General features: G+C 66.6%; 10 protein-coding genes and 1 other RNA gene. 4 read left to right on the plus strand and 7 right to left on the minus strand.

Annotation, left to right across the window (positions count from 1 at the left end; translation table 11 throughout):
- Positions 1 to 36 precede the first annotated feature (36 nt).
- The 7 genes from rpsA to gyrA all read right to left on the minus strand — a co-directional run bounded on the left by rpsA (position 37) and on the right by gyrA (position 10,647).
- Positions 37 to 1,722: a 30S ribosomal protein S1 gene (gene rpsA, locus AC07O8_RS17375; RefSeq protein WP_377161851.1), complete on the minus strand. Its 1,686-nt coding sequence runs from the start codon at positions 1,720 to 1,722 to the stop codon at positions 37 to 39.
- A 219-nt stretch (positions 1,723 to 1,941) separates the two neighbouring features.
- Positions 1,942 to 3,963 carry a bifunctional 3-phosphoshikimate 1-carboxyvinyltransferase/cytidylate kinase gene (locus AC07O8_RS17380; RefSeq protein WP_495049230.1) on the minus strand — a complete coding sequence of 674 codons (2,022 nt, stop codon included), beginning with the start codon at positions 3,961 to 3,963 and terminating at the stop codon, positions 1,942 to 1,944.
- A 62-nt stretch (positions 3,964 to 4,025) separates the two neighbouring features.
- The gene (locus tag AC07O8_RS17385) at positions 4,026 to 4,913 is read right to left on the minus strand and encodes a prephenate dehydrogenase (protein WP_331614454.1); all 888 of its coding nucleotides are present in this window, start codon (positions 4,911 to 4,913) and stop codon (positions 4,026 to 4,028) included.
- A 33-nt stretch (positions 4,914 to 4,946) separates the two neighbouring features.
- Positions 4,947 to 6,098: a prephenate dehydratase gene (pheA, locus tag AC07O8_RS17390; protein WP_495049231.1), complete on the minus strand. Its 1,152-nt coding sequence runs from the start codon at positions 6,096 to 6,098 to the stop codon at positions 4,947 to 4,949.
- Positions 6,091 to 7,218, minus strand: a complete 1,128-nt coding sequence (serC, locus tag AC07O8_RS17395) for a 3-phosphoserine/phosphohydroxythreonine transaminase (protein ID WP_495049232.1) — start codon at positions 7,216 to 7,218, stop codon at positions 6,091 to 6,093. The genes pheA and serC overlap by 8 nt, the downstream gene beginning before the upstream one ends.
- 94 nt (positions 7,219 to 7,312) lie before the next feature.
- Positions 7,313 to 7,936, minus strand: a complete 624-nt coding sequence (locus AC07O8_RS17400; protein ID WP_495049233.1) for a DUF2059 domain-containing protein — start codon at positions 7,934 to 7,936, stop codon at positions 7,313 to 7,315.
- Between the two features lie 5 nt (positions 7,937 to 7,941).
- Positions 7,942 to 10,647, minus strand: coding sequence for a DNA gyrase subunit A (gene gyrA, locus AC07O8_RS17405; RefSeq protein ID WP_495049234.1), 2,706 nt, complete (start codon positions 10,645 to 10,647; stop codon positions 7,942 to 7,944).
- 259 nt (positions 10,648 to 10,906) lie between these two features.
- Between gyrA and ompA the strand changes: the two genes are divergently transcribed.
- The 4 genes from ompA (at position 10,907) to ssrA (ending at position 13,629) form a co-directional block, all read left to right on the plus strand.
- Positions 10,907 to 11,557 carry an outer membrane protein OmpA gene (gene ompA, locus AC07O8_RS17410; RefSeq protein WP_495049235.1) on the plus strand — a complete coding sequence of 217 codons (651 nt, stop codon included), beginning with the start codon at positions 10,907 to 10,909 and terminating at the stop codon, positions 11,555 to 11,557.
- 169 nt (positions 11,558 to 11,726) lie between these two features.
- Positions 11,727 to 12,431, plus strand: coding sequence for a bifunctional 2-polyprenyl-6-hydroxyphenol methylase/3-demethylubiquinol 3-O-methyltransferase UbiG (gene ubiG / locus AC07O8_RS17415; RefSeq protein WP_495049236.1), 705 nt, complete (start codon positions 11,727 to 11,729; stop codon positions 12,429 to 12,431).
- Between the two features lie 8 nt (positions 12,432 to 12,439).
- On the plus strand, positions 12,440 to 13,135 hold the full coding sequence (gene gph / locus AC07O8_RS17420; RefSeq protein WP_495049237.1) for a phosphoglycolate phosphatase: 696 nt from the start codon (positions 12,440 to 12,442) through the stop codon (positions 13,133 to 13,135).
- Between the two features lie 120 nt (positions 13,136 to 13,255).
- Positions 13,256 to 13,629, plus strand: a transfer-messenger RNA (tmRNA) gene (gene ssrA / locus AC07O8_RS17425).
- Positions 13,630 to 13,660: the final 31 nt, after the last annotated feature.

The raw sequence follows: 13,660 nt of genomic DNA on the forward strand, positions 1-13,660 counted from the left end.
GCGACGCTGACGCGCCACGCCCGGCGTCCAAGAAGATCAGCCGTTGTTCTGGTTGTCCAGCTTGGCGCGCAGCAGGGCGCCCAGGCTGGTCGTGCCGGCGTTCTCACGCTCGTTGTTCTGCGACAGACGCTGCATGGCTTGCTGTTCGTCGGCGCTGTCCTTGGCCTTGATCGACAGCTGGATGCTGCGCGACTTGCGGTCGACGTTGACGATCACGGCGGAGACTTCGTCGCCTTCCTTCAGCACGTTGCGGGCATCTTCCACGCGGTCGCGGCCGATTTCCGAAGCACGCAGGTAGCCGGTGACTTCCTCGCCCAGGTCGATCTCGGCGCCACGGGCGTCGACGGTCTTGACCTTGCCGGTCACGATCATGCCGCGGTCGTTGACCGAGACGAAGGTCGTGAACGGGTCGCCGTCCAGCTGCTTGATGCCCAGCGAGATGCGCTCGCGCTCGACGTCCACGGCCAGAACGATGGCGTCGACTTCCTGGCCCTTCTTGTAGTTGCGGACGGCGGTTTCACCCGGCTCGTTCCACGACAGGTCGGACAGGTGCACCAGGCCGTCGATGCCCTGGGCCAGGCCCACGAACACGCCGAAGTCGGTGATCGACTTGATCGGGCCCTTGACGCGGTCGCCGCGCTTGACGTTCTCGGCGAACTCTTCCCACGGGTTGGCGCGGCACTGCTTCATGCCCAGCGAGATGCGACGCTTGTCTTCGTCGATCTCCAGGACCATGACTTCCACTTCGTCGCCCAGCGAGACGACCTTGGAAGGCGCGACGTTCTTGTTGGTCCAGTCCATTTCGGAGACGTGCACCAGGCCTTCGATGCCGGGTTCGATCTCGACGAACGCGCCGTAGTCGGCGATGTTCGTGACCTTGCCGAACAGGCGGGTGTTGGCCGGGTAGCGGCGCGACACGCCGAACCACGGGTCGTCGCCCAGCTGCTTCAGGCCCAGCGAGACGCGGTTCTTCTCGGCGTCGAACTTCAGGACCTTGGCGGTCAGTTCCTGACCGACCGTCACCACTTCGCTCGGGTGACGGACACGGCGCCAGGCCATGTCGGTGATGTGCAGCAGGCCGTCGATGCCGCCCAGGTCCACGAACGCACCGTATTCGGTGATGTTCTTGACCACGCCGTTGACGATGGCGCCTTCGGTCAGCGTTTCCAGCAGCTTGGCGCGCTCTTCGCCCATCGAAGCCTCGACCACCGCGCGACGCGACAGCACAACGTTGTTGCGCTTGCGGTCCAGCTTGATGACCTTGAACTCCATGGTCTTGCCCTCGAACGGGCTCATGTCCTTCACCGGGCGGGTGTCGAGCAGCGAACCGGGCAGGAAGGCGCGGATGCCGTTGACCAGGACGGTCAGGCCGCCCTTGACCTTGCCGGAGACGGTGCCGGTCACGAACTCGCCGGATTCCAGCGCGTTCTCCAGCGACAGCCACGAGGCCAGACGCTTGGCCTTGTCGCGCGACAGGATGGTGTCGCCGTAGCCGTTTTCGATGGCGTCGATCGCCACCGAGATGAAATCGCCGACCTGGACTTCGACTTCGCCCTGGTCGTTCTTGAATTCTTCGACCGGCACGTAGGCTTCCGACTTCAGGCCGGCATTCACCACCACGAAGTTGTGCTCGATGCGGACGACTTCAGCCGAGATGACCTCGCCGGTGCGCATGTTGGCCTTCTGCAGCGATTCCTCGAACAGGGCGGCGAAAGATTCCATTTGGGACATGTGAGATTTCCTTGCCAGGCACAGAGCGTCCGGCGGCTTGATCACTGGACAGTGACTCAGGCAGCCTGATCCGAGAGGTGCGCGGGCGTGTGTTGCAAGCGGACTTGCGGGTTAGGTTGTAGAACGTGTCACCCCCAGTGGACTGACGTCCGGAGGGAGGGGTGACACTCCTGTCTTGCGTGCGGAACCTGTGATTCCGACCCGTGAGGGTCAGGCCTTGAACGGACGCCGTTCGTTCCACCAGCTCAGCACCAGGTCACGGGATTCCCCGATGGTCTGTTGCGAGTTGTCCAGTTCGATCGCATCCGCGGCGGCCTGGAGCGGCGACGCGCTGCGACCCTTGTCGCGAGCGTCCCGCGCTTCAAGATCAGCGCGCAAGCTCTCGATATTAGCCGGAATTCCCTTGGAAATCAATTGCTTGTAGCGCCGCTCCGCCCGCGTGGCGGCGCTGGCGGTGAGGAAGACCTTGAGCGGCGCGGCAGGGAAGATCGCAGTGCCCATGTCGCGCCCGTCGGCGACCAGGCCGGGCAGGCGGCGGAAGTCCAGCTGCAGCTGATGCAACGCGCGGCGCACCGCCGGATGGGCGCCGACCTGCGAGGCCATGAGGCCGGTGGCCTCCTGACGCAGATCGCCGGACACGTCCTCGTCGTCGAGCAGCACGCGGCCGGCTTCGAACTTCAGGTCCAGCGTCGAGACCATGGCGGCCACGGCCTCGCCGTCGTCCAGCGAAATGCCCTTGCGGGATGCCGCCAGGCCGGTCACCCGGTACAGCGCGCCGGAGTCGAGCACGTCGTAGCCCAGCGCCTGGGCGACCTCGTCCGTCAGTGTGCCCTTGCCGGAGGCGGTGGGGCCGTCGATGGTGATGACGGGGATGTCGGCCACGTCCGCGCGGACCACGCCGAACAGCGTCTCGAAATAGTCCGGGAAGGTCTTGGCGACGCATTGCGGATCGAGGATGCGCACCGGCACCGCCGGTCCCTGACGGTCGTCCTGCAGGCCGTTGAATGCGGCCAGCGAGAAGCACATCGCCACGCGGTGGTCGTCGTAGGTGTGGATGGCGGCAGGCTTCCAGACCTTCAGCGGATGCACGCGCAGCCAGTCGGGGCCTTCCTCGACCTGCGCGCCGAGCTTGCCGAGCTCCGCCACCATCGCGGCGATGCGATCGGTCTCCTTGACGCGCCACGAGGCGATGTTGCGCAGCGTCGTCGGGCCGTCGGCATAGAGCGCCATCACGGCCAGCGTCATGGCGGCGTCGGGGATGTGGTTGCAGTCGAGGTCCAGCGCCTTCAGCGGCCAGGCGCCGCGGCGGACCTCGAGCCAGTTCGGGCCGATCTCGACGCGCGCGCCCATCGCCTGCGCGGCTTCGACGAAGCGGACGTCGCCCTGCACAGAGCTCGAGCCCACGCCCTCGATGCGCACCGGCGCCTCGGTGGCCGCGATCGCGCCCAGCGCGACGAAGTAGGACGCCGACGACGCGTCGCCCTCGACGTGCACTTCGCCCGGCGAGCGGTAGCGGCTGCCGGCGGGGATCACGAAGCGCTGCCAGTCGTCGTCGCGACGGACCGGCACGCCGAAGCGCGCCAGCAGTTCGAGCGTGATGTGGACGTAGGGCTTCGAGATCAACTCGCCGGTGACCTCGATCACCACATCGTTCGTGGCCACGAGCGGCAGCGCCAGGAGCAGCGCGGTCAGGAACTGGCTGGACACGTCGCCGCGCACGCGCACGGGGGCGTCGAGGCTCAGGGGCGCCGGCCCGTTCAGGCGCAGCGGCGGATACCCTTCCTGGCCGAGGCAGTCGATCGGGCAGCCCAGCGCGCGCAGCGCGTCGACGAGATCGCCGATCGGACGCTCATGCATGCGGGGCACGCCGGAGAGCTCGAAGCGGCCGCCCTGCGTCGCGGCCAGCAGGGCGAGTGCTGCCGTCAACGGTCGCATGGCCGTGCCGGCATTGCCGAGGAAGAGCTTGGCCTCCTTCGTCCGCGGCGCCCCGCCGATGCCGGTCACCGACAGCACGCCGTCGTCGCCGGTCTCGAGCCGGCAGCCCAGCTCGCGCAGCGCGGCCAGCATGACCTTCGTGTCGTCCGAGTCCAGCAGGTCGTGGACCCGCGTCACGCCGTCGGACAGGCCGGCCAGCAGCAGCACCCGGTTGGAGATGCTCTTGGAGCCGGGCAGGGACACGGTGCCGGCGGCGCCGCGCAGCGGAGGCAGGTCCAGGAAGGGGATCTTGTACATGGCGCGGTCCAGGCACGCGCGGCGTGCCGGCGGGGAAGGGGAAAGGAAAAAAGGCTGCTTGGCTACTTGGACTTCGACGACGGCGCGGGGGCGCCGAGCTGCCACTGCGCGCGACCCTCGGAGGCCTGGCGGATCATGGCCTCCAGCGCGTGGGCGTCGCCTTCGCGGATGGCCTGCTCCATCTGGTCCAGCACCTCGCGGAAGCGCTGCGATTGCGTCAGCAGGTCCTGCTTGTTGGCCACCAGGATGTCACGCCAGATCGTCGGATCGCTGGCGGCGATGCGGGTGAAGTCGCGGAAGCCGGGGCCGGCCAGGCTCAGGAAGTCGCGGCCTGAGGGCTGCTTCTGCACCGAACTGAAGTACGCGTAGGCGAGCAGGTGCGGCAGGTGGCTGACGGCGGCAAAGGCTTCGTCGTGGTGGTGCGGCGCCATCTTGAGCACCTGGCAGCCCAGCGCCGACCAGACGTCCGTCGCCTTCTGCACCATCTCCGGCTTGGTCTGTTCCAGCGGCGTCAGGATGACCTGGCGGCCCTGGTACAGCGCCGCGTCGGCATGCTGCACGCCGGCGCTTTCCTTGCCGGCGATCGGGTGCGCGGGCACGAAGCTCGAGAACTGCTTGCCCAGCGCGCGTTTCGCCGCGTCGACGACGTCGCCCTTGGTCGAGCCCACGTCCATCAGCAGCACGTCGGCGCGCACGAGGTGGCGGATCGCCTTGAGCGTCGACTCGGTGGCGGCGACGGGCACGGCCAGCAGCACGATGTCCGAACCGGAGACGGCCAGCAGCGCCGATTCCGCGGCGATGTCGATCACGCCCATGCGACGGGCGGTCTCGGTCGTCGACGGGCTCTTGCTGTAGCCCACCACCCGGCGCACGAGGCCGGCTTTCTTCATGGCCAGCGCAAACGATCCGCCCATCAGGCCGCAACCGATCACGCCGAGTTGGTTGTACATCGCGAGAAACCTCTTTCGCTCAGGACTTCAGCTTCAGGACTTCAGCGGGTAGGCGCCGATGACCTTGTAGAACGCGCACAGCTCCCGCAACTCCGCCAGCGCGGCCGCGACGTGCGGCTGTGACGGATGGCCGTCCAGGTCGATGTAGAAGTAGTACTCCCACTGACCGGTGCGGGCCGGACGCGATTCCAGGCGCGTCATCGACACGCCATGCTTCTTCAAGGGAACCAGCAGATCATGCATCGCGCCGGGGCGGTTCGCCACGGAGACGATGAGGCTGGTGCAGTCCCGCCCCGTGGCCGGGGGGGTGGCCATGGTCTGCGGCAGGCAGATCACGGCGAAACGGGTGCGGTTGTACGCCTCGTCCTGCACCGCGTGCGCGGTGATGTGCAGGCCGAAGAGCGTGGCCGCGCGCTCGCTGGCGATGGCGGCGAGGGTCGGGTCCTGGGCGGCCAGGCGGGCGCCCTCGGCGTTGCTGGACACGGCGCGACGTTCGGCGTTGGGCAGGTGCTTGGACAGCCAGTTCTGACACTGCGCCAGCGCCTGCGGGTGGGCCAGCACGGCCTCGATGCCCTCGAGCGTGTTGTCCTTGCGCAGGAGGTTGTGGCGGATCAGCAGGCTGACTTCGCCGACGACGTGCGTGGGCGTGTGCAGGAACAGGTCGAGCGAGCGCGTCACCACGCCCTCGGTCATGTTCTCGACGCCGACGACGCCGTACTGCGCGCTGCCGGAGGCGGTCGCGTGGAAGACCTCGTCGAAGCTGTTGCAGTAGATGAGGTCGGCGGCGCCGCCGAAATACTCGATGGCGGCCTGCTCGCAGAAGGTGCCGAACGGGCCCAGCACGGCGACGCGCTGCGGCGATTCGAGCGCCAGGCAGGCGGACATGATCTCGCGCCAGATCGCGGCGACGTGTTCGCCCTTGAGCGGTCCGGGATTGGCGCCCTTGATCTTGGCGATGACCTGCGCGACGCGGTCGGGGCGGAAGAAGGGCGTGCCGTCGCGGCGCTTGATCTCGCCGACCTGCTCGGCGACATGGGCGCGCTGGTTCAGCAGCGTCAGCAGCTGCGAGTCGAGCGCGTCGATCTGGTCGCGCAGCGCGAGCAGCTCCGGATCGGCCACCGGCGCGGCCGGCACCGGGGTGCCGTCCGGCTCGATCGGCGTGGAAGAGGTCGGCGTGTCAGCCATGTCGGGTCTCGAAGTCTTGGAGGTGGCTCACCAGGGCTTGAACGCCCTCCAGCGGCATCGCGTTGTAGATCGATGCCCGCATGCCGCCCACCGACTTGTGGCCTTTGAGTTGCAGCAGTCCGCGCTCCCTGGCGCCGGCCAGGAAGGCGTCGTTCAGACGCTCGTCGCGGAGGAAGAAAGGGACGTTCATCCGCGAGCGGCACTGCGTCGCCACGCGGTTCTCATAGAGCGAGGAGCCGTCCAGCGCCTGATAGAGCAGGGCGGCCTTGTCGATGTTGCGCTGCTCGATCGCCGCGAGGCCGGTCTTGCCGCCGTACTCGAAACGCTTGAGCCACTGGAAGACCAGGCCGGCGACGTAGATGCCGAAGGTCGGCGGCGTGTTGTACATCGACCCGGCCTCGGCCACGATCTTGTAATCGAAGGCGGACGGGCAGATCGGCAACGCATGACCCAGCAGGTCCTCGCGCACGATCACCAGCGTCAGTCCAGCCGGGCCGATGTTCTTCTGGGCGCCGGCGAAGGCGATGCCGACCCTGGACCAGTCGACCGGGCGCGACGCCACGTGCGAGGAGAAGTCGATCGCCAGCGGCGCGTCGCAGCCCAGCGCGCGGAGGTCGGGCAGCGTCTGGAATTCGAGGCCGTCGATCGTCTCGTTGGTGCAGACGTGGACGTAGGCGGCGTCCTTGCGCAGTTGCCAGGTCGACGGATCGGGGATGTCGAGATACCGGCCGCCGGCGCCGTCCAGTTCGGCGGCGTTCGCGGCGATCCTCACGTCGGCGTAGCGTCGGGCTTCGCCGGCGCTCTTCTTCGACCACGAGCCGGTGACGACGACGTCGACGGCACCGCCGCGCGAGAGGTTCATCGGCAGGATGGCGTTCTCGCCCAGTCCGCCGCCCTGCATGAACAGGATGCGGAAGTTCGCCGGCACCTGCAGCAGGTCGCGCAGGTCGGCTTCGGCGGCTTCATAGATCGAGATGAATTCGCGGCCGCGATGGCTCATTTCCATGACGCTCATGCCGGAGCCGTGCCAGTCGAGCATCTCCTCCGCGACCAGGCTCAGGACCTCCTGGGGGAGGGCGGCGGGACCGGCGGAGAAGTTGAACGGGCGGACAGCTTGCATGGGCGCGGAGAAAAACGCGGGTGAGGGTTCGGAGAAGGCGCGATGAAGCGGCGCGGCGAGGGTGCGGGACCCTCGCCGGACCGCGTTGCCTTGCTTACTTCTTCGGCGTCGGCGACGTGGCCGGCTTGTTGGTGTTGAGCTTCGGCGCGGAGGCCGAACCCGCGGGCGGCGGACCGGCTTCCAGGCCGAGCTGCTTGGCGACGTTCTGCTGCAGCGCGATGAACTTGTCGTCGAGCTGCTTGCCGTTGTCGTCGATCAGCTTCTTCGTGAAGAGGCTCTGCAGTTCCTGCGAGGACTCGGCGAACTTCTTGCTCACCGGCGATTCGAGCCAGGCCAGCAGCTGCTTGAGCTCGTCCTCGGTGAACTTCTCGTCCAGCGCCACGCCCATCGTCGACGGCGCCAGCTTCAGGCCCTTGTCGACCAGCGGCTTGGCGTTGTCTTCCATGAACTTGCGCAGGTCGGCGTCGATCTGCTTGGCGGTGGCTTCGCGCTTGGCTTCCGGCACGTTGCGCAGCGCCGGCGCGGCCTTGGCGGCGAGTTCGTTGACCGGACGGCTCAGCACGCCCATGGTCAGCGCCTCGATCGCGGGCTGCTGGATCTTGAGGATCTTCGCGATGACGTCCTTCTTGGACTGCGGGCTGTCGGCCTTCTGCGCGAAGACGACGGGGCTCGCCAGCAGCGAGGCGGCGATGGCGCCGGCTTGGATGGACTTCAGCAACAAGGTCATTCCTTCACGTCGGGGGTGGAGTCGCCTGCGTCGCCCGTGGCGTCGCCGGCATCGGAACCGTCGGCGCCGGTGGCGTCCGCTCCGGTCGATTCTGTCGATTCTGGAGATTCGGTCGGTTCAACCGCATCGTTCTCCACGATGCGTTGCAGGCCCGAGAGCTTCGCGCCCTCGTCCAGCGAGATCAGCGTGACGCCCTGCGTGGCGCGTCCCAGCTCGCGGATCTCGGCAACCCGCGTGCGCACCAGCACGCCGGTGTCGGTGATCAGCATGATCTCGTCCTCGGGACGGACCAGCGTCGCGGCCACGACCTTGCCGTTGCGCTCGCTCTGCTGGATGGCGATCATGCCCTTCGTGCCGCGGCCGTGCCGGGTGTATTCGGCGATGTTGGTGCGCTTGCCGTACCCGTTCTCGGTCGCGGTCAGCACGCTCTGCGTCTCGTCCTCGGCCACCAGCATGGCGATCAGGCGCTGGTCGGGCTCGAGCATCATGCCGCGCACGCCGCGGGCCTGGCGGCCCATCGGGCGGACGTCGTCCTCGTCGAAGCGCACCGCCTTGCCGCCGTCGGAGAACAGCATCACGTCATGCTGGCCGTCGGTCAGCGCGGCGCCGATCAGGTAGTCGCCCTCGTCCAGGTCGACCGAGATGATGCCGGCCTTGCGCGGGTTGCTGAAGTCCTTCAGCGAGGTCTTCTTGACCGTGCCCAGTGCGGTGGCGAAGAAGATGAAGTGGTCTTCCGGGAAGGTGCGGAACTCGCCGGTCAGCGGCAGGATGACGTTGATCTTCTCTTCCGGCTGCAGCGGGAACATGTTGACGATCGGCTTGCCGCGCGCGTTGCGCGAGCCTTGCGGCACCTCCCAGACCTTGAGCCAGTACACGCGGCCGCGGTTGCTGAAGCACAGCATCCAGTCGTGCGTGTTGGCGATGAAGAGCTGGTCGATCCAGTCGTCGTCCTTCGTGGCCGTGGCCTGCTTGCCGCGGCCGCCGCGGCGCTGAGCGCGGTACTCGCTGAGCGCCTGGCTCTTGATGTAGCCGGTGTGCGAGAGCGTCACCACCATGTCGGTCGGCGTGATCAGGTCCTCGGTGCCGAGTTCCTGGGCGTTGTGCTCGATCACGCTGCGGCGCGCGCCCAGCTTGGTCTGGCCGAACTCCTGGCGCACCGAGGTCAGTTCGTCGCCGATGATGGTCGTGACGCGGGCGGGCGTGGCGAGGATGTCGAGCAGGTCGGCGATCTGGGCCATCACGTCGCGGTACTCGCCGACGATCTTGTCCTGTTCCAGCCCGGTCAGGCGTTGCAGGCGCATCTGCAGAATCTCGCCGGCCTGGTCGTCGGACAGCTTGTACAGGCCGTCCTCCTGCATGCCGTACTGCGCGGGCAGGCCTTCGGGCCGGTAGGCGTTGCGGCCGCCGGCGGTCTCGCCCTCGGCGCGCGACAGCATCTCGCGCACCAGCGACGAGTCCCAGGCGCGGTTCATCAGCTCGACCTTGGCGACCGGCGGGCTGGGGCTGCGCTTGATGATCTCGATGAAGTCGTCGATGTTGGCCAGCGCGACCGCCAGGCCTTCCAGCACGTGGCCGCGTTCGCGGGCCTTGCGCAGTTCGAAGACGGTGCGGCGGGTGACGACCTCGCGGCGGTGCTCCAGGAAGACCGTGATCAGGTCCTTCAGGTTGCACAGCTTGGGCTGACCGTCGATCAGCGCCACCATGTTCATGCCGAAGCTGTCCTGCAGCTGCGTCTGCTTGTACAGGTTGTTCAGGACGACTTCCGGGACCTCGCCGCGCTTGAGCTCGATCACCACGCGCATCCCGTCCTTGTCGGACTCGTCCTGGATGTGGCTGATGCCCTCGATCTTCTTTTCCTGGACCAGCTCGGCGATGCGCTCGAGCAGGGTCTTCTTGTTCACCTGGTAGGGGATCTCGTCGACGATGATCGCCTGGCGCTGGCCGCGGTCGATGTCCTCGAAATGGACCTTCGCGCGCATCACGACCTTGCCGCGGCCGGTGCGGTAGCCCTCGCGCACGCCGCTCAGGCCGTAGATGATCCCGGAGGTCGGGAAGTCCGGCGCCGGGATGATCTCCATCAGCTCGTCGATCGAGCAGTCCGGATTCTTCAGCGCGTGCAGGCAGGCGTCGATCGACTCGTTGAGGTTGTGCGGCGGGATATTCGTCGCCATGCCGACCGCAATACCGGATGAGCCGTTGATCAGCAGATTCGGCAGGCGGGCCGGCAATACCAGCGGTTCTTTCTCGCTGCCATCGTAGTTCGGGCCGTAATCGACGGTTTCCTTGTCGATATCGGCCAGCATTTCATGGGCGATTTTCGACAGGCGGATTTCGGTGTATCGCATCGCGGCGGCGTTGTCGCCGTCGATCGAGCCGAAATTGCCCTGGCCGTCCACGAGCATGTGGCGCAGGGAGAAGTCCTGCGCCAGCCGGACGATGGTGTCGTACACGGCGCTGTCGCCGTGCGGATGGTATTTACCGATGACGTCGCCGACGATACGGGCCGACTTCTTGTAGGGCCGGTTCCAGTCGTTGTTCAGCTCGTGCATCGCGAACAGCACGCGCCGGTGCACCGGCTTGAGGCCGTCGCGGGCGTCGGGGAGCGCGCGGCCGACGATCACGCTCATCGCGTAATCCAGGTAGGAGCGGCGCATCTCCTCCTCGAGGCTGATCGGCAGGGTTTCCTTGGCGAACTGGGTCATGCGCGTGGGGCGCGCACGGAAGTGCGCGGCCTCTGGTGAGATCGGAAGACGGTGATTCTAATTGCGCGCGCTTGTCGTGCTTCTGCAACAGGTTCATGAACAGAAGACGCGCCTGCCGTGAGAATGCAGACGTCCTGTTGCCCTATGGCACAATCGGTTCGTCCCTAGGAGAAACCCTTGGTCGGGGAGACTCCTGAGGTTTTAGTTCCGACATTGGACGTTTCGCAGGGCAACTGCGGCTTTCCTTGAGAGGAGAATCATGAAGAAATTGAACCGCGTGGCAGCGCTCTTCGCTGTCGCCGCCGTCGCCACCTCGGGCGCTATGGCCCAAACCGTGGATAACTGGCGCGCTACGGATGGCACCGTTTGGAAGAACGGTACGAACGAGCTGTGCTGGCGCGATGCTTTCTGGACGCCGGCCACGGCTGCCAAGGATTGCGATGGCGCACTGAAGCCGGTTGCTCAGGCCACCCCGGCCGCGGCGCCCGCCGAGGCTCCGGCGGCGAAGCCGTCGGCTCCGGTGGTTGCACCGGTGCCCGTCGCTCCGACGAGCGAGAAGGTCACGTACGCCGCTGACGCCTTCTTCGACTTCGACAAGTCGACGTTGAAGCCGGAAGCCAAGGCCAAGCTGGATGACCTGGTCTCCAAGACCGGTGGCATCAACCTGGAAGTGATCATTGCTGTCGGCCACACCGACGGCATCGGCTCCGACGCCTACAACCAGAAGCTGTCGGTTCAGCGTGCTGAATCGGTCAAGTCCTACCTGGTGTCCAAGGGTCTGGAAAAGAACCGCGTCTACACCGAAGGCAAGGGCAAGAAGCAGCCCATCGCCGACAACAAGACCGCGGAAGGCCGCGCCAAGAACCGCCGCGTCGAAATCGAAGTGGTCGGTACTCGCGCCGTCAAGTAAGCGACGACGTATTGGCGACTTCGGTCGCCGATCGACGAACCCCGCCAGCCGCAAGGCTCGCGGGGTTTTTCATTGCGGTGTCATGCGGGGCTTGCCCGGAAGGGTGCATGCCATCGGCAATCTGCGCGATGGGGTCGTGGCGCTGCTGTGCTCGGCTACCATTGCGCCCATGGCGAATGTCGATGCAAAAGAGCTCGAGAAGTTCAGCGAGCTGGCCCACCGCTGGTGGGATACCGAAAGTGAATTCAAGCCGCTGCACCAGATCAATCCATTGAGATTGAACTGGATCGACGGGTGGTGCGGGGGGCTGCAGGGCAAGACGGCGCTGGACGTCGGCTGCGGCGGCGGCATCCTGACCGATGCGATGGCACGCAAGGGCGCGAACGTCCTGGGCATCGACCTGGCGACGAAGTCGCTGCGGGTGGCCGAGCTGCACGCGATGGAGGCAGGGACCGAGCACGTCGCCTACCAGGAGATCGCGGTCGAGGACCTGGCGGCGCAGCGCCCGGCGTCTTTCGATGTCGTGACCTGCATGGAGATGCTGGAGCACGTTCCCGATCCCGCCTCGGTGGTGACGGCGCTGGGGCAACTGGTGAAGCCGGGCGGCTGGGTCTTCCTGTCGACGCTGAACCGCAACGCCAAGTCCTTCCTCTTCGCGATCGTCGGTGCCGAGTACGTGCTGCGCATGCTGCCCGCCGGCACGCATGAATACGCGCGTTTCATCCGTCCCTCGGAGCTGGCGCAGATGTGCCGCGACGCCGGGCTGGAAGTGCAGGGCGCCAAGGGCCTGACCTTCAATCCGATCACGCAGCGTTATGCGCTGAATGCGGACACCGACGTGAACTACCTGCTGGCCTGCCGCCGTCCCGCATGAGCACGGTGATGCTCAACGCTCCGGTCGATGCGACGGTGCGCGCCAGCATCCGGACCGTGCTGTTCGATCTGGACGGCACGCTCGTGGACAGCGCGCCCGATCTCGCGGGGGCGACCAACGAGATGCTGGCGGCGAGGGGTCTGCCCGAAGTGCCTTTCGAGCGCCTGCGTCCCATGGTCGGCATGGGCGCGCGCGGGATGATGGGCGTGGCCTTCGGCGTGTCCCCGATGGAGAGTTCCTTCCCCGCGCTGCGAGACGAATTCTTCGATCGTTATGAGCAGCGCCTGCTGCGCGCGACGTTCCCGTTCGAGGGCGTTGCCACGATGCTGCAGTCCTTGTTGGACGAGGGCCTCCGCTGGGGCATCGTGACCAACAAGTCCGAGCGCTTCGCGCTCCCGCTGACGCGCGGACTGGGATGGGAGGCGCAGGCCGCCGCGATTGTTGGCGGCGACACGACGCCGCACAGCAAGCCGCATCCGGCGCCGTTGCTGGAAGCGGCGCGGCGGGCGGGCGTCTCGCCGCACGAATGCGTCTACGTCGGCGACGACGCGCGCGACATCCTCGCGGGTCGCGCGGCGGGCATGCCGACCGTGGCGGTGCGTTGGGGCTACCTGGGCGACGGCGAGCCCATCGAGGCCTGGGGCGCGGACGTGGTGGTGGACACACCGTCGCAACTGATCGAGTGGCTGCGGGCATCGCGCTGAGCGCGCCCGTTCACACGCCTGTCGAACTTCGAAAGCAGTCGTTGAAGACTCTTTGACGAACTTGTCGAGATCGGGCTCTTGAAGTCCGGGCGGCAGGCATAATGTGAGACTTCTCTCTCTGGGGCCGACCTGGTTTCGACGTGGGTACGGATTTGGAGTAGGGCATGCCGAGGGCCAGGCACCTCGTAAATCCATCTGGAACAAACCAACTGCGAACGATCAAACGTACGCTCTCGCGGCTTAAACCCCGCGGACCTCTCACCGGCAGGCCAATGGGCCGGGTGATGGGACGCAAGTCCTGACACAGAGAGGTTATTCACATTGGCTGGCTGTCACCCGGGCACCTTGGGTGATGGCGAGATCTAGGGTGCTGGCCCGTCCGGTAGCGTGCTCCTGCGCGACCGAATAGGTGAGAACCAAATCAGAGAGCTAAGCATGTAGAACTGCCCGATGAAGGCTTGCGGACGCGGGTTCAATTCCCGCCGGCTCCACCATCTTCCTGAAAGGGCCCGGACGTTTCGTCCG

This window comes from Roseateles sp. GW821-FHT09G09 (assembly GCF_059415965.1).

Bases quoted from the DNA above. Each gene is read 5' to 3' on its own strand.
- serC (WP_495049232.1), bottom strand. From the start codon at position 7,218: ATGCAAGCTGTCCGCCCGTTCAACTTCTCCGCCGGTCCCGCCGCCCTC.
- AC07O8_RS17385 (WP_331614454.1), bottom strand. From the start codon at position 4,913: ATGTACAACCAACTCGGCGTGATCGGTTGCGGCCTGATGGGCGGATCG.
- AC07O8_RS17380 (WP_495049230.1), bottom strand. From the start codon at position 3,963: ATGTACAAGATCCCCTTCCTGGACCTGCCTCCGCTGCGCGGCGCCGCC.
- rpsA (WP_377161851.1), bottom strand. From the start codon at position 1,722: ATGGAATCTTTCGCCGCCCTGTTCGAGGAATCGCTGCAGAAGGCCAAC.
- ompA (WP_495049235.1), top strand. From the start codon at position 10,907: ATGAAGAAATTGAACCGCGTGGCAGCGCTCTTCGCTGTCGCCGCCGTC.
- gph (WP_495049237.1), top strand. From the start codon at position 12,440: ATGCTCAACGCTCCGGTCGATGCGACGGTGCGCGCCAGCATCCGGACC.
- pheA (WP_495049231.1), bottom strand. From the start codon at position 6,098: ATGGCTGACACGCCGACCTCTTCCACGCCGATCGAGCCGGACGGCACC.
- gyrA (WP_495049234.1), bottom strand. From the start codon at position 10,647: ATGACCCAGTTCGCCAAGGAAACCCTGCCGATCAGCCTCGAGGAGGAG.
- ubiG (WP_495049236.1), top strand. From the start codon at position 11,727: ATGGCGAATGTCGATGCAAAAGAGCTCGAGAAGTTCAGCGAGCTGGCC.